Here is an 18,718-nt window from a genome sequence, read left to right as displayed (position 1 = left end):
TTTTGGGTTTAATCGATTTATTTTGATTGATAATTTATTCGGTTCTTAATGCATCAATAGGTTTTACGTTTATTGCGGTTTGGGCAGGTATAAATCCGGCCAATAAACCAGCTCCAATTAAGATTAGTAAAGCAACAAATACAACTCCTAAATCTACAGTAGGATTTGCAAACATGGTATTTCCGTCTGCAGGCATAGAATCTAACACCATATTCAAAACAGCTATAATTCCTGTTGCGACAGCAATACCGAACATACCTGAAATAATTGTCAAAAATATCGATTCGGATAATATTTGCCCTCTGATATTTGCAGGCGTCGCACCAAGTGCTCTTCTAATTCCTATTTCTTTCGTTCGTTCTTTTACTACAATAAGCATGATATTCGAAATTCCTATTACCCCTGAAATTAAAACTAATGTACCTACGAAATAAGCAATTGCCTGTAGAATATTAAAAAGACTTTGCACTTTATTAAATTGCTCATACAAATCAAAATTCCCAACTGCTCTATCATCAGTAGGATTAACAGAATGCAAAGCTTTTATAAGCTCTAAAATCTTTGGTTTTAGTTCTGTTATTGACGCTTCATCATTTGCTGTAAGTGCCATCCAGCCTACTTTATCTCCATAATTAAAAGCTTGCTGAAAAGTTGTAAATGGAATAAAGATATTTTTCTGTTCTTGTTCGGCATTTCCTCCTTGTTGTTTAGATCTGTAGACCCCGACAACCATGAAGTTAACTCCATTTATTTTCACGTAAGTTCCAAACGCTTCTTCTTCTTTACCATAAAGTTCACTGATAACCCCTTTTCCAATAACAGCTACTTTTCTTTTTTCATTAATATCTTGCTGATTAACAAATCGCCCTTTAATGATATCCATCGGCTGTTGTTTAATCAATTCCGGATAATCTCCGTAAATTGTAAAAGCAGAAGTTTTAGTTCCTCTTACAACATTGTTCGTTCCGTTAAAATCTCCAAGTTGATTTCTTGGCGAAACATATAATAAATCTGGTATAGCTTGTTTTAATGCCGCAACATCACTATTTCTAAAATCATAGCGACGCGTTTTTGGCAAACCTTTGTATGCTTTTGAAGTAGTCTGACTCCACATAAACATAGTATTTGTAGCTATTCCGTCAAATCCTTTTTTAACACCATTTTCCAGTCCTTTTCCTGCTGCAAGTAATATTACCAAAATAAATATACCCCAAAAAACTCCAAAAGCAGTCAGAATAGTTCTGAATACATTTGCTGTTAAAGCCTGTAAAATTTCATCCCAATTATCTTTCTTAAACATAATTATTCGTCTCTAAGTGCTACAATAGGTTTGATTTTGGCTGCTCTGTACGCTGGAAAAAAACCAGCCATTGCTCCTGCAAAAACAAGCAAAACCAAAGTTGTTAATGCGACACTAAAATCTACTTCCGGATTTCTAAAAAACTCACTCTGAACCATTGGCCCCACAAATTCTAACAAAAGCAAACTTCCAAGCAAACCAACAAAACCAGCAATTGTGGTAATAAATATTGATTCGTGAAGAATCATAGAAATAATTGAAAATGGCGATGCTCCAAGTGCTTTTCTAATCCCTATTTCTTTTGTACGTTCTTTCACTATAATAAGCATAATATTACTCACCCCAACAACTCCAGCAATAATGGTACAAATACCAACCCACCAAAAAAAGAGTCTAATATATAAATTGAGATCATAAAACTGCTTGGCATCTTTAACAGAATTATAAGCTCCGATACCACTGTCATCTTCAGGAGCAACCATATTTTTACTTTTCAGCAAGTCTTTTAAATCTTGTGTAAATTTTTCAGACTGTGCTAGTGCTTCATCATAATCATTCGTCTTTTTTAATGTAAAAAATAAATTACTGATTTTATCACCTGCGCCAAACGTTTTCTGAACTGTAGTTAATGGTAAATAAGCACGAGTTTCTTCTCTTTCTCCACCTGGATCTGTAAAAACTCCAATGACTTTAAAACTAATATTGTTGATCAAGATTTCCTCTCCGATAGCATTTTTATCTTTAATCAAATCATTTTTCAATTTCATACCAATAACAGCGACTTTGGCATTACTTTCAATATCTTTAGCATTAACATATCGACCTTGAACGATAGTTAAGTTTTCAATTCCTCCATAATCCGGATTAACACCTCTATATTGATAACTACCCGATTCTTTACCGTAGGCAAAAGGTTGTCCCCAATAATTTTGTGTTGAAGCTCTTAAATCTAATTTGTCTTCAAATTTTTGAACAGATTGATTATAATCGCTATTTCTAAATTGAATTTGACGGCCTGGATTCAAACCTTTATATTCTTTAGTTGTAGTTCCGGACCAAACCTCAATAATTCCTGCGGCATCACGCTCAAATTGTTTTTCAATTCCATTTTGAAGACCTTTACCTGCACCGAGAAGAATTACCAAAATAAAAATTCCCGAAGCCACAGAAATTCCCGTTAAAAAAGTTCTTAAACGGTTTTTTGAAATGGCCTCAAATATTTCCTGCCAACGTTCGATATTAAACATAAGACGAAGCTCTAACTTGTTCTACTTTTTTATCATCGATAATTAGTCCATCTTTTAAGACTACGTTTCTTTTGCACATTGCTGCAATATCAGGTTCGTGTGTAACAATCAAAATTGTTTTGCCTTCGTCGTTAATACCCTGGATAAGCTCCATAACTTCATAAGAAGTCTTTGTATCTAATGCTCCTGTAGGCTCATCGGCAAGTAAAACCTTCGGATTCGAAGCCAACGCTCTAGCAATTGCAACACGTTGTTTCTGACCTCCTGAAAGTTCGTTTGGTAAGTGGTGTGCGTGAGTACCCAGACCTACTTTTTCCAAATATTTCATTGCTATTTCGTAACGTTCCTTTCTTTTAATACCTTGATAATACAATGGCATTGCAACGTTATCTAATGCATTTTTGTAATTAATTAAGTTAAAAGACTGAAAAACAAAACCTAAAAATTTGTTACGATATTTTGACGCAATTGTTTCGTTTAATTTTTTAATTGGTGTTTTGTCCAAAATATAACTTCCGGAATCGGCCTCATCCAAAATTCCTAAAATGTTAAGAAGTGTTGATTTACCTGAACCAGATGACCCCATGATCGCTACCAATTCTCCTTCTTCAATATTAAAATTAATACCTTTTAATACATGCAATTGCGAACTTCCCATTTTATAGGATTTGTGTAAATCTTTAATTTCAATCATGGTATTGTTAAATTTTGAGACAATAATAACATTTTTATTAAGTAAATTATGATAATAAAAAGTTAATACTTTCGTTACTTTTCTTGTATAAGACTTCAAACTTTACTTATTGTTACACTTTTTTAAGAAAATATGATTGTTTTTGTAATTTTACTCTGTATTAAAAATTCATATTAATGAAGCTTACTTCCATTTTTTCAATATTTACAATGCTTGCCCTATTAACAAGCTGTTCCCCAACTCAAAAATTAGAAACATTAAAACCAGAGCCAGACGATGCAAGTCCGCTGATTTATGATATCAATCCTTCGTTTATTAATTTGCCCATTACAATAAAATTGAGCGACATTGAAAACCAAACCAACACCCTTCTTAATGGATTAATTTATGAAGACAACAATATCGAAGATGATGATATTGAGATGAAAATCTGGAAACAAGCTCCGATCAAAATTCAGAACGACCCTTCAAATCCGGATAAAAAAATTAAAACTATTTTACCTCTAAAAGCGAATATCAAATATCGCATTGGAACAAAAAAATTAGGAGTAGAACTATATGATGTCAGAGAGTTCAATCTTAATGGAACCATAACATTATCTAGCGAAACAGCTCTAACAAACTGGAAACTGACAACCAAAACAGAATTTAAATCTTTAGATTGGAGTGAGAGTCCAACAATGACCGTATTTGGAAAAAATATGCCAATTACGTATTTGATTAATCCAGCTATTTCTATTTTCAAAAGCAAACTCGAAAAGAAAATAGACGAATCCATAGAAAAATCAATGGATTTCAAGCCAAACGTCCTTCAGGCAGTCGAGAAAATCTGTACTCCTTTTCAAATGAGTGATACTTACGAAAGTTGGTTACGAATTGTTCCTATAGAAATTTATTCTACCAATGCTAAACTAAAAAACGATTCCTTTTTGCTTGATATGGGCATGAAATGCAACATGGAAACTATTGTCGGCAAACAACCGGAATCAAAATTTAATGCTAATAAAATTGTTCTAAAACCAGTAACAAAAATCCCTAATCAAATTTCGGCTAATATTGCAGCAATTTCAAGTTATGTGGATGCTTCTAAAATTATGACCAAGAATTTTGCAGGTCAGGAATTTGGTTCAGGAAGCAAAAAAGTAACGGTGAAAAATGTTTCGATTTGGCATAAAGACGGCAAGATGGTTATTGCCTTAGATGTTTTAGGCTCAATAAACGGAACACTATATTTAAATGGTTTTCCAAAATACAATCCGCAGAGCAAAGAAATCTATTTTGATAAATTGGATTATGTTTTAGACACTAAAAGTAAACTAATGCGAACCGCAAACTGGTTGGCACAAGGCTATGTTTTAAGAAAAATGGAAGAAAGTTGCAGATATTCGATCCAACCTAATCTTGAAGAAGGCAAAAAAAATATGGCTGGATATTTAAAGAATTATTCTCCGATGCCAGGCGTTTTCGTAAACGGGAAAATGGAAGACATTCAATTTGATAAAATACAATTGACCAATCAGGCTATTATCGCTTTCATCAAAATAAACGGAACGGTTAATGTTTCTGTAAATGGGTTGAAATAATCAGCATACAAAATAAGTAAGCCTCTAAAATCATAAAGATTTTAGAGGCTTACTAAATATAAATCAGAGTTGTGTTATTATCTAACTAATGAATTAAAAACAAAAATCATCCCATACTCATTTGGTGCTTATTTAGAAAAATCCATTTATTATTTTGTTTTTTAAAGTAATATCGATCTATTGTAGAACTAATTCCATTGATTTTTATCACAACTATGTTTGCGAGATCATTTTGAATTTCTAAATTTAAAAATGATACAAATACAACATGAACCTCACTAACTTCTTTCTTTACAAGATTCAATTTATATGGAGATTTAAAATTCGAAAAATCACTTTCCTCCAATTTAAATGTAATACACTTAAGCGTTTCCCGAGAAAACCTTTCATTAATACCTACCGAATCAAGAAGTGCCACTTGTAGAGGTTTTAATTTGCCTTCTGGATACAAGATATTCATATCATATCTTTCAAGTGAATCAATTAAAACATTACTATTCTGCTTAATCAAAATTTTTCCTTCTGCAATTAAATTGTTTTTTACTTCATCTTTTTTATCCTTTTTCTTGCAACCAATTGTTAGTAAGACAAGTAATAATAAAACTATTTTATTAAAAATTCCATCCATATTGTTTACGTAACTTATACTTTTTTAAGTCTTATATATCAAATGACAAAATGTCGCTTCTAACAAAATCAATTTCGTTATTATCTCGAGTTTTTTTTACTTATCCCATCTTTGACAACCTTTTTATTAAAAAAATCCACTTTCCATTTTCTTTTTTAAAATAATAATCATCTTCAACCATGCCAATTCCTCGTACTTTTTTAACGACAATATAAGCACGGTCCTCATTTATACTTACCTCCAAAATAGTTACAAACACTACATTACCATCATTATTATTTTCCTTCACCAAATTAAGCTTGTATGGAGATTTAAAATTAATTAAATCTTCCTTTTCTAACTTAAATACTGCAAAAGTATGTCCATCTTGTCTACCCAGTTTTGATTTATCTGTTCGCTTAGGTATAGAATCAATTAAACCAATTGTTATTTTTGGTGCATCATTTTTTTCATTTGCTGGTCTTACATCAAACTGCTCCACTGAATCAATCAGTATATTACTATACTCCCTGATTATACTCCTTCCTTCAGAAATTAAATCATTTTTAACAGTATCAATCTTTTGTTCTTTCTTGCAACTTATTGTAAGCGCTAATAACACTACAACTATTTTATTAAAAATTCTATCCATATTTTTTTAATTCTTTGGATAAACAATACTCACATTTGTAACAATAAAATTTCCAAATTTTTCACTGTCATTTGCTGTCCAATTTAGTTCGTCCCCTTTTGGTCTTTCCTCCCAGCCCCATGGAATAAAATCTTTTACATACACAAATAAAGCGACGCGATCTAAAATTGAACCTTGATCCGTTTTTTGTTGTTCAATTGTTGAAAATTTAAAGATGAAGAAAAAATAGTCTTCATTAAATACATGTGCCGTTTTTATTTGGGGTTTAATTTCTTGTAGAAGATTCTTTAAAGGCCTATTAATAAATAATTGTTCGTTATTTTTTAGTTTATACAATTCATTTATATTTTCTACCATTTGCTGGGAATAAATATTGGTCTGAACTAGAAAACAGAACAGTAATATGAATTTCAAAATATTTTTCATGAGTTAATTTTTTTTATTTAATTCCTGAATTTCATTACGATGAAATTCAGGAATTCTTGATTCATTTTTTTGTAACAACTTCAATCTTCACAACGGTTAGATTTCCATACTTTACAACATCTTCATTTGTCCAAATCACTTCTTTTCCTTTTGGTCGTTCTTCCCAATTCCAATTAAATTGTTCTTTAATTGTAACATATAGTGATACTCTATCTTGGACAGAACCTTGTCTCAATCTTTGTTGCTCTAAAGTCGTAAATCTAAAATTAAAAAAACCAGGGTAGTCATTAAACCCAATAACTGTTTTAATTTGAGGTTTTATTTCTTTCAGTAAATCTTTTAACGGTTTGTTTACAAATAAACCTTCATAATCTTTAAGTCTATGAATCTCATTAATATTTTGGACTAACTGCTGAGAATATCCTTTTTCATAAAAAAAAAGCATTAATACGATTAAAATGTTGAATATCTTTTTCATGTTTTGAGACTATTTTTATCATAATTAAATCTTTTTGAAATTCCAGAGTCAATTTACTTTTGACTCTGGATAAATGTCTTCAATCTTTTTATTAATAAACAATTTCAATTTGACTAACTATTAAACTACCATATTTTTCTACATCTTCATTACTCCAAAAAGTTTCTTTCCCTTTTGGCCTATTTTCCCATTTCCAGTCTATAAAATCTTTTACATCTACAAAAAGCGATAATTTGTTTCCCTCATTATTTATTCGTTGCTCTCTAGTTATGAACCTAAATTCAAAAAAAGAAGGATTATTATATGCAAACACAACTTTTATTTCAGGTTTAATTTCCCTAAGCAAATCTTTTAAGGGTTTATTGATAAATATTACTTCATTATCTTTAATTCGATACATATCATTAATATTTTGAACTAATTGCTGAGAATACCCTTTTTGACAAAGAGATAATAATACTATTATTAAAATTTTGAATATGTTTTTCATGTTTTTATTTATTGTTAAATACAAGGGATTAGCTCATATTTTATTAAACCATTAATTTGTTTGGTTTCCTTAATTTTAAGTGGATAGAATTTACCATCTCCCCCCTGTCTAAAAAATGAGATCCCAGAATTATATTTTCCCAAAACATAGGCTTTTGCTCTTGCCTCTGCTTCTATTGCATAAGAATCCATGCCTTCAAAGACACTACTTATTTCTTGAACCATGTGTTTAGGATAATGCTTCCCTAATTTTGTTTTTGGATCGGTCAGATATGTTGCTACAAAGTCCTGCGCTGCTTCAAGATCTGTTACTACAGCAGCATAAACCTGTTCTTTGTTTGGAAGAAGAAATCCAGCAGTAAAATTTGGGTAAAGCTTATTAAAAAAGGTAATATTAAATAAATCTATACCCGAATGTATGCTATAGCTAGGATGGTTATGCATAGACGCAAAAAAACCTTGTATAGTATAATTTACTTCCACTTTACTCTCTTCACCAGGTTCTATTGTTGTTCCATAAATATTCCCATTACTATTTTTACCCAAAGAAATGCTATATTCTTTTTTGTAAAAGTCTGGCGTATTTCTAATGTCCTGCACCGCTTTGTTAAAGACTGGATTTGCACTCAAAGTCGTCAGTTCTTTTGCCACTAGACAAGGATCTTTTTTATTTGAAGAATCATTAGCTGCGGTAATGCTTCCTGTAAATATAATATTTTCATTATCGTTTATTGGCGTAGTAAAATCTATAATCCCTAAAGTTTGGTACACACTCAAATCAGTTGTAGCCTCCTTACGGTTACCATCTGTACTATGTGGCGAACCCTCATAATTTGATGTGCCAGGATCACCAAAAGTAATTTTTGTTATCGCCATAGGGCTATTATTAAAAACCTGAACGGTCATTTTACTATATATATCTACCCCTTTGGCATCTCTAAGTGGCGCAGAAAAAGTTACCGTACCTACCTTCACTCCATTTACAATAAGGTCTACTACTTTTTTCTCTGCACTGTTGCTAATATCTCTTAATACCTTTACACTTTGAGTATGGGTTTCGCCAGGTTTTACTTTTTTGGTTAATACTATTTCCGATTTCGTTAGTTTATCACCATTCTGGTCAGTTAATTCATAATTTTCTCTTTTTAGCTCTTTTTCGTCTCCTGTTTTTTTAATAATAGGTGGTGGCGGAATATAGCCATCTCCCATATTGGTATTCGTGTCATAGTTAGGTTCGGTATTCCAATACAATGAAGCATGATCCCATGAGTTGTCTGGGGGCACATAACCGCCTACAGGAACTTCATTTAATTGGTCTCCGTCTTCAAAACCTTCTGGCGGTTTTTCATTTTCATTACCCTGTGCATTTACTTTACAGCTAAAAATTAGCATTATAAATAATAACAGGAAAATATTGTTTTGCTTAAAAATTTCTCTCATGGCTTATTGTTTTATAATGGTTTTTGTATGTACTGTTTCGTCTTCATGTACTTGTACGATATAAAATCCTCTGGGCAAGTTGTTTGTATCTACTGTGTATGACTGCAAGCCATTTTCTAGATTTGTTGCTGCAACAAGTTGTGTCTGTCCTGTAGTAACACTCGTAAGGCTTACTTGCACTTTTGCAGGTTTATTTAAATCGAATGCAACGTAAAGCTGTTCGTTAAACGGCACAGGATATACTTTTATAAAATCGGCTTTTTGTGCGGCTAGTGCCAGCATGAGCGCTTCGTCTTGAGCAGAAATCTGGCTGTTTTTTGGTCTCAAGATTAAGGTTATAGGGGTACCTGGTTCTCGCCAATAGTCAATAAAACTATCTACATCAAATAACAAATACGGGATATTGTTGTAATTTTTCTGGCTAATATTCATGCCAAAAACTTCATATTCTAATTTATCGTTTTTAAAATCGTGAGGATACAATTGTTCTAGCTTAAATTTGAAATCCTCTACAATAAGCGTATTTTCTTGTAATATGGCTTTGCTCTTAAAAGTTTGTCCTTCAAAATTTATAGTGCATTGCAAATTGCCATTGCTGTTTTTACCAACAGTAAGATCTATTGGCAAAACTCGAATAGGTGTCATACCAGACCAATCGTATTCGATAAAACGGCCTGTCCATTCGCCTAAAATGGTTTTAGGTTTTATTTTTTGGTTTTCAGCTTCCTCAGAAAACATCATTTCTCTGCTGTCAGAAATCAACTCTGGGTTAATTTTTTTATCAGCCTTATTGGCTTCGTTTATGGCATTCTGAGTTTGGCTTAAAAGCTTTTCGCGTTTATCCGTTTTTAGGTTTTCCAAAAAAGCTACACTATTGGGTGTAGTATTCCCGTATAAATATTCTAATGCTTTTTCTGTATTTTGAGGTACTCCGTAGCCTAAATAATAACAAACTCCCAACCAATGTTTCGCCATAGCATAATCGCTTTTTTGAAACCATTCGATTGCCTTACTGTAATCTTGAGGCACTCCCAAACCTTTCAAATACATATAACCTAAAGAATAAGCTGCTCGCGAATTTTTTTGCTCTATTGCTTTTTTGTACCATTCTACAGCTATATACATGTTTAGCTTACAGCCACGACCCTCACTATAAAGTTTGCCTAGATTGTATTCGCCAACAGCATTACCGCTTTTTGCAGCTTTTTCGATATAAGCAAATCCTTTGGCTTCGTCTTTTTGAACACCAAAACCGTGTACATACATTAAACCTATGTAGTTTTGAGCAAGAGGATCTCCAGATGCTGCACATGGTAAAATTTCTTGAAATAGAGTTTCGTAATTGTTGTATAATTTGTTGCTGTCTAAAATTTTCTTAGCGTTTTGTATTTTGTCTTCACAATTAACTTGAGCCGTAACGCAAAAAACGGCAAATAGCGAAATAAAGGATAACATTTTTTTCATAGTTGTATTAGATTATTAGTTAAAAATATAGCTAGTATGTTTTTGGATTTTTATTCTATTATCCTTAGTTCCATTCGAAACCATTGGTGTTTCCAGCATTTGAATCACTGCTTTTCACATTATACTCTTTACAAAGTCTCTTAAATTCTTTTTCAAAATTGAATCTTAAGACACCAAGCTTTGGCTTTTGTATTGTTTTGTCAAAACCGTAATAGGCTGCTGTCAAAAGCTGGTTTAAATGATAGTTATATACAAACTCATAGAGTTTTTGCTTTTGATCTTCTGTTAAATGTCTATTACTATTAAATAAATTCTCGTACTCTGGTTTTGCATCTTGTCGCGCTTCATTTTTATAATCATCTGCCATAAATTCACAGTATTCTTTATAAGTAAGAAAACCATTGATTTTGCGCGCATAATAATTTCTGGCATTGTTTATTTTGAAATTGTACAGTGTACCGGGATCCTGAATACTGTATGGGGCATCTGCTTGTTTCTTTTTGGTATCTAAATCTTTAAGTACTAGATTGCGTTCTTCAATTATCTGCAGCAATTCTTTTGTTTTGGTATCGGTTAAATTTGCTTTTTTTGCATTTTTATAGAACTTTTCTTTTGTTTCGTCTAAGCCTGTACTTTTTTGCGCATACAATCCGCAAATGCAAAATCCAATCATTAGAAATTGAAATATCTTTTTAGTCATAATTATTTGTTTTGTGATTAATACCATTCGATTTGCTTTGTCTGATTATTGATGACAAATATGCGTTCATAGCCATTGCTTTTGGGGCACAGAACCAGAAACAATCCGTTGTCTGGTATTTTCTGAAAATGAACATGATCTCTTTCTGCTATTGCTTCTTCAATCTTTTTCCAACCTTTATCCCATACATACAGGCTATATTTTTCGTTTTCAAAAACCTCAAATGAATTAAAATCAAGTCCAGGTCCTTTTTTTGTTTTATCTCTTGAAAGATTAAATGAGAAGGTTTTATTATAATTAGGGGCTAATATTTGCTGCTTTTTATCATTGCCAAGAAGCACAGGAAACGGCGCAAAATTCATTTTCTTAAGTATTGGATCATAAAAACTTGGCAGATAAACGATGTTTAACCCGATGTTTTGATAAAGAATTTGATTGTCTATTTTCTGCCCCCACTCAACAACTCTCCATCTGGACATATTAAAGACATTTAAATAGGCAATAGTTTCAGTGTTTATTTTAGATGTGGTATAACTAATTTCTCCAACAGGAACATATTCTCCAGTTACATCTAGAATGTTTTTTTCTCTTAAAAATCCATTTGGTATTAATACTGAATCCTTTTTAGCTGCAAGCGATTCAGATTGTATAGAGAATGTTTTTCTAAATACTTTTGCCAAACGTTTCTCTGTTGCATTATAGGCATATGGTAAACCTTGAGGATTGCCAAAACAGTTTCCATTAAAGGGTATGTGTTTACCATTTTCGTCGATTATGGTATCCCAAAAATGTCTTTTTGATGATGCTCCATATTCTGGGGTAAAGTCAAAAGTTGTAGCTAGACCAATAGCTCTGCAAGCCAGTAAGGTTAAATTTGCAAGATCATTGCAAGCTCCTTCTCGTCTAAAAAGCAATTGCTTCGGACTTAGATACGAAATAGGATCTGGGCGGGTATCCAAAAACCTAAAATTTTTAAGTTCTAGAATTGTTTTCGTTGCCACATCTGCCGGTTCATTTTTATTTGCTCTAAGAGGTGCCTTTTCAATTAATGCAGCATATTCAGCACGCCAATCTTCAAGCGGTTCGGTTAGACTTCTGTACGGCAGTATATATTCGCAAAACGTTTTAAAATCGTATGATTTTGACCAAGAATAATTTTTCCACGCATTAAAAGCCTGATCGATACTTTTAATAAGCAGTTCTGGAGTTACAACATCTATGTCTTTAACAATATAAACCTGGGGAGTTATTTTAATACTATCTTGAAGTTTTTGAAATTCCCTTAACGCAATTTCAAAATTTGGGTAATCCAATTCATTAAATTCAATTGTACGTCTTTTTTCATCTACCCACTTGTAATTTTCGCTATAATGAATTTCAATATTTGATATTAAAAATTTAGCTGCTTCTTTCTTTACAGTATCATGTTGGTAATAACTAAACAAAGCCGTTTCTAGTTGTCTTTTCTTTAAATCAACATTCGAAATCGATTGAGAAAAAACAGCAAAGCATAGCAAACAAAGGCATATAGAAAAATATTTAAACATTTTTATAAGATTTATATCACAATTTTATAATAAATTTGTAAGAAAAACAATTATAAAATGTTAAATATAAAAATGCGAAAAAATTACCTTAATTCAATAAAACTTCAAGAATCTATAATTTTTGTTATACTAGTTTTACTTTTTGCATTAAAAAAAAGCACCATTACTACACTTCCTTTTCTGAACGGAAAATACATTTATTGGCTATTTGCAATTATAATTGGGACTATATATTTTGTTTCAAAAAAAAGCAACAAAGAGTATGTCATCAATAAATTTGATGTAAATCTCTTCATTTTATTTAGCTTAGGATTATATAATTTTAATTATATATCAAATGCAACTGTTTTTAATATAAATGCATGGTATTTTGCAGGATACTTAATTCTATATCTCATATTTAGGCAAATCTTAATCGACAAAGGGACAATTTACAAAACCCTAGACAGTGTTTATTATTTTCTCGCTTTGGTAGCCATTGTAAATGGAATCATGGCTATTTTACAAAGCAATAATTTAATTGCATCAGAAAATGAATATTTTAAAAGTACTGGCTTATTTTACTCGCCAAATCATTTGGGTTTGTTTCTTGTACTTGGCTTTATTAGCATATTTTCTTTATTAAAAAAATCCCCAAACATATATTCGAAAATTTTCTTATACAGCTGTCAGATGATTTTATTATTTGCCTTATACCTGTCTCAATGCAGAGGTGCATATTTAGCATTAGGAACTGTCTTTCTGTTTTATGTCATTACTTCAACAAACAAAAATAAAGCTAATGCAAATTGGAAAATGGTATTATTGTCCAGCATTTTTATTCTAATCTCATTTTTAATTCTTAATCGCGCCAATACCAATAAGGAAGAATCTGCACTTGGGAGGATTTTTATTTTAAAGACAGCATTAAAACAAATTGAAAATAAAAAACTCTTTGGCAATGGTTTTGATTCGTTTTCTCTAGAATATAATTTGGCAAAATCAAAATACTTTGAAAAAGAAAGATCATGGAATGAAACAAAAAATGCAAGCTACATTTATAATGCTAGTAATGATTTCTTAGAATTAACTTTTAATTTAGGAATAATTTGGATACTGTTTTTTATCTTTTTCATTATTAAAGTCTTTTGTTTATTTAGAAACTCTTATGAGAAAAGATTCATTTGTTCTATAATTCTTTGCTTAATCATTTTCGCATTGACCAACACTGTTTTGCCTATACCTTTATTTATTATTATTGGCTGCTTTTTTTCTGTCTGTTTAATTAATTTAAGCGAAATAAGACCATATTATATCTTACAAAACAATTCTTTTTTTAGAATTATTTCTGTTACTATTGCATCCTTATTCGTCGTGATCATCTTTTTACGAATAAATGCAGAATATAAATTGTTTCAGCTTTACAATGGAATTACTAAATTTTCTAATTCGAAAGTTATTGCAGGTTATGCGTCAAAAATAGATGCTAAAGGAGAAGCTAATTTTATGGCGGGTATAATTCTACTAAAAAATAATAATCCTGAAAAAGGAATTAACTATTTGGTAAATGGTTTTAAACAATCTGGAAAACCAACTCTAGGAAAAAACTTAGCCCATTTTTTTGAGAGAATGGGCAGATATAATGAAGCTGAGAAAATTTATATTTACAATAAGAATGTAGAACCATTTAGATTTGAAGCTAGAATGGATTTGTTTAATTTGTACCTAAAAACAAATCAAAAAGAAAAAGCAAGAAATACTGCTAAAGAAATATATGATTTACCTATAAAGATTCCTTCAAAAAAAATTGAATCGTTGAAAGAAAAAGCTAAAAATTACTTTGAAAATGAGCAAAAAAAAGCAGTGTAAAATTACACTGCTTTTTTCTTTTTAGATTTATACATTTTGTAAATCAGATAACCGATTATTATTACCAGTAAATATGGAATTACCATTAAATAAACTATACCATCATTTACGGCTTCAGCTTTTTTCGTATTAGAATCTCCTCCCAAAGCCGCACGACACATAGCACATTGGGCATTGGCTGAAATTCCAATTAAAAAAATACAAATTCCAAAAATAATGCGTTGGAATTTAGAATTTAAGGTTTGATTTTTAGTGTGCATAATATGGCGAAATCATTAAAAATACTACTACACCGGTCACAGCAACATACAACCAAATTGGAAAAGTAATTTTTGCTATTTTTCTATGTCTGTCAAATCGTTGTGCTAACGCTCTCACGTAAGTAATCAAAACAAGCGGAATAATTGCTATTGAAAGCAAGATATGCGTTATCAAAATAACAAAATACACCAATCGCAAAGATCCCACTTTAGTGCTTTCTATAGCATCTAAAGTACCGTCATGATTTGAATCTCCAAATTTGGTAGAATCTGCCGTCATGTGATAAGCAACGTACATTACCAAAAAAGCAACCGATAAAGCAATTGCAAAAGTCATCAGTCTTTCGTGCAGTTTTTGTTTTCCGTTTTTTATAGCCAAAACTGCCCAAACCAAAACTACAGCCGTAATTCCGTTTGTGGTAGCATAAATTGGCGGCAAAAATGATAATGGCTCCACATTAAAACCAAAATCTTTAAGTTTTACACCGAATAAAATTGCAACAACAACTGGAATTATAATTGAAACTGCAACAATTAATTTATTATATTTTTTTTCTAAAGAATTATCTTCCATCACTTATTCTGCTAATAAAATTTTGATATCCTCTTGAATATCGCGTACTCCTTTTTTATCCAAACCATCGTAGTAAATATTCGGATTCCCGAATTCATCTTTTCTACAACGAATATTTCCATCTTTATCAATCAGAGCGAACAAACCCGAATGCTCGAATCCGCCACTTACTTTGTCATTTACACCTGCATAAAGATTAAATCCCTTGTTAGACAAATCCATAATTACATCTCTGTCTCCCGTCAAAAAATTCCAGTTTGAAGATTTCACTCCCAATAATTTGGCATGGTCTTTTAAAACCTGTGGAGTATCATGTTTTGGATCAATTGTTATAGAAACGATTCCGAAATTAGGATTTCCAAAAAATGTCTTTTCGATTTCCAGCATGCTCATGTTCATTTTTGGACAAATTGAAGGACAGGTTGTAAAGAAAAATTCTAAAACATATACCTTTCCTTTGTATGTTTCATTAGAAATTTTGGTATTATCCTGGTTTGTCAATTCAAATTTTGGAGCCGGACCAATAGTTAAAAGCTTTGTTTCTTTTGAAGTTTTTGCACCTACGTTATCCAAACGATTGCCTTTAACTACATCACCATTTTTAACACGATCAACAATTTTAGGAACGGCGTAAATCCCAAAAATCAAAATGATAAAGGAGATTCCGATATATGATTTATTTTTGAACATTATAAATGATTTTAAAGTTGTTTTGTAGCATTATGATTTTTCTTTAAAGCTGCACGGTACTCGTACAGTATTATCTTAAAATCATCCAGCATTTCATTGCTTAACTCTGAAGGATGAAAAGTATCATAACCTTCTTTATATTCTTTTTTATCTTTTCTTCCTCGCAGGTTACGTTCTTTATCAATGATATAAACGTTTGAAGTTCCAAGATTCTGATTTAATTTTTCTTTCAAATGAAGTTGATCATAAAACTTCTGAATTTCTTCATTGGAGGCAAATACAAAATTCCAGTTTTTTACATCAGTAAAAGGAGATAAAGCATCAACTATTTTTTGAGCTTCTTTTTCTGTTCCAAGCGGACACAAAACTACAAACTGAAGATCTTCAAAACCATTATAACGTTTGTAGATTTTTTCATTTAAATTAAAATAATTTCCTCTGTTTTCTAAAATATTCGAACCTGAAAAACCAAGAACCGTAATCTTTTTATCGAGAGAAATTTTCTTTCCGTTTAATGATTTCCAATTTCCAAAATCAGCAACTTTTGGTGTTATTACAGGAAGTGTTGTAAAACTATTTACACCAGAAGCAAAAAACAAATAAGCTACAATTGGCAGAACAAAAAGTACAAATAGAACTATATTTTTTTTCATTATATAAACGGAAATAATTGAGGTACAAAAATAAAAAAATCCCGATGTTATCGGGACTCTTTTCGAATTAATATCATGTTAAAAATTCCATTTAATAGTAGAATCTTTAAAAACCCCATAAATATAATGTCCTTCTGTTAACAGAATGAACAATAAATATAAAACAAGGAAGACAACTGATGATACAACAGACCATCTTAGTCCGCTTTTTTCACCTTCCATGTGCATAAATGCCCATACAATATAATATGCTTTGAAAATTGTAAGGATATAGAAAATCCAATTTAACAAATTCAAACCGAAAAAATGAGTAAATTCTAATGATGCAGGTTTGTAGATACCTAAAATAACTTCTACTGTAGTTACTACTGAAAGTAATCCAAAAACAAACCAGATTCTTTTTGTATTTGATACGTGCTCGTGTGACATAATAATTAAATTCTAAAATTAAACTAGGTAGAAAACTGTAAATACAAATACCCAAACTAAATCTACGAAGTGCCAGTATAAACCAACTTTCTCTACCATTTCGTAGCTTCTTCTTTTCTCGTAAGTACCTAATAATACATTAAAGAAAATGATGATATTAATAATAACACCAGACAATACGTGGAATCCGTGGAAACCAGTAATAAAGAAAAAGAAATCAGCAAATAATTTATTACCGTATTCGTTTCTGATCAAGTTAGCTCCCTCTACTACATATTTAGCGCTAGCTAAACGAGTTTCAGATTCTTCTCTTGACAAAACAGTCTTTTTCTTTTTATCTGTAAGTTTTTCTGTTCTGATTAAAATTTCTGGATGAGCTTTAAATCCAGCTTGAACCTCAGCAACTGTAAATGATGGTAAAGATTGTGCATCTTCCATAAACCAAGTTGAGTGGCTTCTTGTTAAAGCTTCTCTTTGTTCTGGCAATTTAACAGCAAAATCTGCTAAAGCAACTCTTTTTCCGTCTTTGTCAACGAATTGAAGTAAACTTCCTCCAACAGTTTCAACTGCTCCGTATTCCCCTTTAATGAAGTTTTTCCATTCCCAAGCTTGAGAACCAACGAAAATTATACCTCCAATAATAGTTAAGAACATATAAATTGCAACTTTTGTCTTTTTCAATTGGTGACCTGCATCAACAGCCAAAACCATTGTTACAGATGAAAAGATCAAAATAAAAGTCATTAATGCTACATAATACATTGGAGCCGCAACACCATGCATAAATGGAAAGTGAGTAAACACTTCATCAGCCAAAGGCCAAGTTTCAATAAATTTAAATCTAGAAAAACCATACGCTCCTAGAAATCCAGAGAATGTTAAGGCATCTGATACGATAAAAAACCACATCATCATTTTACCATAACTTGATCCTAATGGCTGGATCTCATGACCGCCTCCCCAAGTTTTTTCGTCGTTGTTTGCAGTAGTAACTGTCGCTCCCATAAAAGATATTCGTTAAAAAGTTCCCAAATTTACGTTTTTTTCTTATTTAAAGAAATATAAAAATAAAAATAATAATACCCATAATAAGTCCAAAAAGTGCCAATACATCGCACCTAGTTCTATACCAAGAGTTTGAGTGTTATTGTATTTTTGTTTAAAATGATTATAAATTATAATTAAAAGTGAAATTAAGCCTCCTGCAACGTGCAATAAGTGCATTAAAGCAATAACATAAAGAAAAGTTGTAGTAATAGAGCTACCTTGTCCTGTTGGATAATAACCGCTTTCGATGATTTGACCGAAACCTGTTATTTGTAAAGCAACAAACAGAATTCCTAAAACCAACGTTGCTAAAAGATACGCCGAAGTTGCGCTTCTATTATTTTTTTGTATTGCTTTTTTTGCAAGATAAAATGCTACACTACATGCTATAATAACTGCAGTGCTGTAAAAAAATGCAATCGGAATTTGAAAATCCTTCAACCAGTCTGCTCTTGATTTACTTACCACAAAAGCACTTGTTAACCCTGCGAACATCATGGTCATACTAACCATTGCAAAAAGCAGAATCAGTTTTGCTGATTTTGATTTTTGTTCTTGTTCTCCATTTGTCTTTAATGTCATTTCCATAA

Annotated in this window: 21 protein-coding genes; 2 read left to right on the top strand and 19 right to left on the bottom strand. The window is 31.4% G+C overall.

Going from position 1 to position 18,718, the window contains the following annotated elements; all coding sequences use genetic code 11:
- Positions 1-34 precede the first annotated feature (34 nt).
- From K6T82_RS18935 to K6T82_RS18925, 3 genes are read right to left on the bottom strand one after another with little or no spacing between them, the layout of a single operon-like run.
- Positions 35-1,300, bottom strand: coding sequence for an ABC transporter permease (locus K6T82_RS18935; RefSeq protein WP_223709328.1), 1,266 nt, complete (start codon positions 1,298-1,300; stop codon positions 35-37).
- A 2-nt stretch (positions 1,301-1,302) separates the two neighbouring features.
- A complete protein-coding gene (locus tag K6T82_RS18930) occupies positions 1,303-2,547 on the bottom strand; it encodes an ABC transporter permease (protein WP_223709320.1) in 1,245 nt (414 codons plus the stop codon).
- On the bottom strand, positions 2,540-3,241 hold the full coding sequence (locus K6T82_RS18925) for an ABC transporter ATP-binding protein (protein WP_223709318.1): 702 nt from the start codon (positions 3,239-3,241) through the stop codon (positions 2,540-2,542). The genes K6T82_RS18930 and K6T82_RS18925 overlap by 8 nt, the downstream gene beginning before the upstream one ends.
- 176 nt (positions 3,242-3,417) lie before the next feature.
- Here K6T82_RS18925 and K6T82_RS18920 point away from each other — a divergent pair, with 176 nt between their 5' ends.
- Positions 3,418-4,824: a DUF4403 family protein gene (locus K6T82_RS18920; RefSeq protein WP_223709316.1), complete on the top strand. Its 1,407-nt coding sequence runs from the start codon at positions 3,418-3,420 to the stop codon at positions 4,822-4,824.
- Positions 4,825-4,930: 106 nt separating this feature from the next.
- On the opposite strand, the gene K6T82_RS18915 is transcribed toward K6T82_RS18920, so the two are convergent.
- The 9 genes from K6T82_RS18915 to K6T82_RS18875 all read right to left on the bottom strand — a co-directional run bounded on the left by K6T82_RS18915 (position 4,931) and on the right by K6T82_RS18875 (position 12,627).
- On the bottom strand, positions 4,931-5,452 hold the full coding sequence (locus tag K6T82_RS18915) for a hypothetical protein (RefSeq protein ID WP_223709313.1): 522 nt from the start codon (positions 5,450-5,452) through the stop codon (positions 4,931-4,933).
- Positions 5,453-5,552: 100 nt separating this feature from the next.
- Positions 5,553-6,083 (bottom strand): hypothetical protein, encoded by a 531-nt coding sequence (locus K6T82_RS18910; protein WP_223709311.1) that lies wholly within the window; start codon positions 6,081-6,083, stop codon positions 5,553-5,555.
- Positions 6,084-6,089: 6 nt separating this feature from the next.
- Positions 6,090-6,440: a hypothetical protein gene (locus K6T82_RS18905; RefSeq protein ID WP_223709303.1), complete on the bottom strand. Its 351-nt coding sequence runs from the start codon at positions 6,438-6,440 to the stop codon at positions 6,090-6,092.
- Between the two features lie 130 nt (positions 6,441-6,570).
- Entirely contained in the window at positions 6,571-6,987 is a 417-nt protein-coding gene (locus tag K6T82_RS18900) for a hypothetical protein (protein WP_223709301.1), read from the bottom strand.
- Between the two features lie 91 nt (positions 6,988-7,078).
- The gene (locus tag K6T82_RS18895; protein WP_223709299.1) at positions 7,079-7,477 is read right to left on the bottom strand and encodes a hypothetical protein; all 399 of its coding nucleotides are present in this window, start codon (positions 7,475-7,477) and stop codon (positions 7,079-7,081) included.
- Between the two features lie 14 nt (positions 7,478-7,491).
- The gene (locus K6T82_RS18890; RefSeq protein WP_223709297.1) at positions 7,492-8,916 is read right to left on the bottom strand and encodes a hypothetical protein; all 1,425 of its coding nucleotides are present in this window, start codon (positions 8,914-8,916) and stop codon (positions 7,492-7,494) included.
- A gap of 3 nt (positions 8,917-8,919) precedes the next feature.
- Positions 8,920-10,380 carry a T9SS type A sorting domain-containing protein gene (locus K6T82_RS18885; RefSeq protein ID WP_223709295.1) on the bottom strand — a complete coding sequence of 487 codons (1,461 nt, stop codon included), beginning with the start codon at positions 10,378-10,380 and terminating at the stop codon, positions 8,920-8,922.
- A gap of 64 nt (positions 10,381-10,444) precedes the next feature.
- Positions 10,445-11,080: a hypothetical protein gene (locus K6T82_RS18880; protein ID WP_223709278.1), complete on the bottom strand. Its 636-nt coding sequence runs from the start codon at positions 11,078-11,080 to the stop codon at positions 10,445-10,447.
- 17 nt (positions 11,081-11,097) lie between these two features.
- Positions 11,098-12,627, bottom strand: coding sequence for a transglutaminase-like domain-containing protein (locus tag K6T82_RS18875; RefSeq protein ID WP_223709276.1), 1,530 nt, complete (start codon positions 12,625-12,627; stop codon positions 11,098-11,100).
- Positions 12,628-12,684: 57 nt separating this feature from the next.
- On the opposite strand from K6T82_RS18875, the gene K6T82_RS18870 reads away from it, so the two are divergent.
- Positions 12,685-14,475, top strand: a complete 1,791-nt coding sequence (locus K6T82_RS18870) for an O-antigen ligase family protein (protein WP_223709273.1) — start codon at positions 12,685-12,687, stop codon at positions 14,473-14,475.
- Between the two features lie 2 nt (positions 14,476-14,477).
- Here K6T82_RS18870 and K6T82_RS18865 read toward each other — a convergent pair whose 3' ends face one another.
- The 7 genes from K6T82_RS18865 to K6T82_RS18835 all read right to left on the bottom strand — a co-directional run bounded on the left by K6T82_RS18865 (position 14,478) and on the right by K6T82_RS18835 (position 18,716).
- On the bottom strand, positions 14,478-14,735 hold the full coding sequence (locus K6T82_RS18865) for a hypothetical protein (RefSeq protein WP_223709271.1): 258 nt from the start codon (positions 14,733-14,735) through the stop codon (positions 14,478-14,480).
- On the bottom strand, positions 14,725-15,309 hold the full coding sequence (locus K6T82_RS18860; protein ID WP_223709268.1) for a DUF420 domain-containing protein: 585 nt from the start codon (positions 15,307-15,309) through the stop codon (positions 14,725-14,727). Before K6T82_RS18860 ends, K6T82_RS18865 begins: the two co-directional genes overlap by 11 nt.
- Before the next feature lie 3 nt (positions 15,310-15,312).
- Complete coding sequence (locus tag K6T82_RS18855) at positions 15,313-15,999, bottom strand: SCO family protein (protein WP_223709266.1); 687 nt, start codon at positions 15,997-15,999, stop codon at positions 15,313-15,315.
- Positions 16,000-16,010: 11 nt separating this feature from the next.
- On the bottom strand, positions 16,011-16,652 hold the full coding sequence (locus tag K6T82_RS18850; protein ID WP_223709256.1) for a hypothetical protein: 642 nt from the start codon (positions 16,650-16,652) through the stop codon (positions 16,011-16,013).
- A gap of 78 nt (positions 16,653-16,730) precedes the next feature.
- Complete coding sequence (locus K6T82_RS18845; RefSeq protein ID WP_223709254.1) at positions 16,731-17,081, bottom strand: cytochrome C oxidase subunit IV family protein; 351 nt, start codon at positions 17,079-17,081, stop codon at positions 16,731-16,733.
- A gap of 18 nt (positions 17,082-17,099) precedes the next feature.
- Complete coding sequence (locus K6T82_RS18840) at positions 17,100-18,086, bottom strand: cytochrome c oxidase subunit 3 (RefSeq protein WP_223709253.1); 987 nt, start codon at positions 18,084-18,086, stop codon at positions 17,100-17,102.
- Positions 18,087-18,128: 42 nt separating this feature from the next.
- Positions 18,129-18,716 (bottom strand): cytochrome c oxidase subunit 3, encoded by a 588-nt coding sequence (locus K6T82_RS18835; protein WP_223709251.1) that lies wholly within the window; start codon positions 18,714-18,716, stop codon positions 18,129-18,131.
- Positions 18,717-18,718: the final 2 nt, after the last annotated feature.

Origin of the sequence: Flavobacterium potami (assembly GCF_020026915.1) — a bacterium.
Taxonomy (GTDB): Bacteria; Bacteroidota; Bacteroidia; order Flavobacteriales; family Flavobacteriaceae; genus Flavobacterium; species Flavobacterium potami.
Note: the sequence above shows the minus strand (reverse complement) of the source record. Positions and strands in the feature narration are given on the sequence as shown.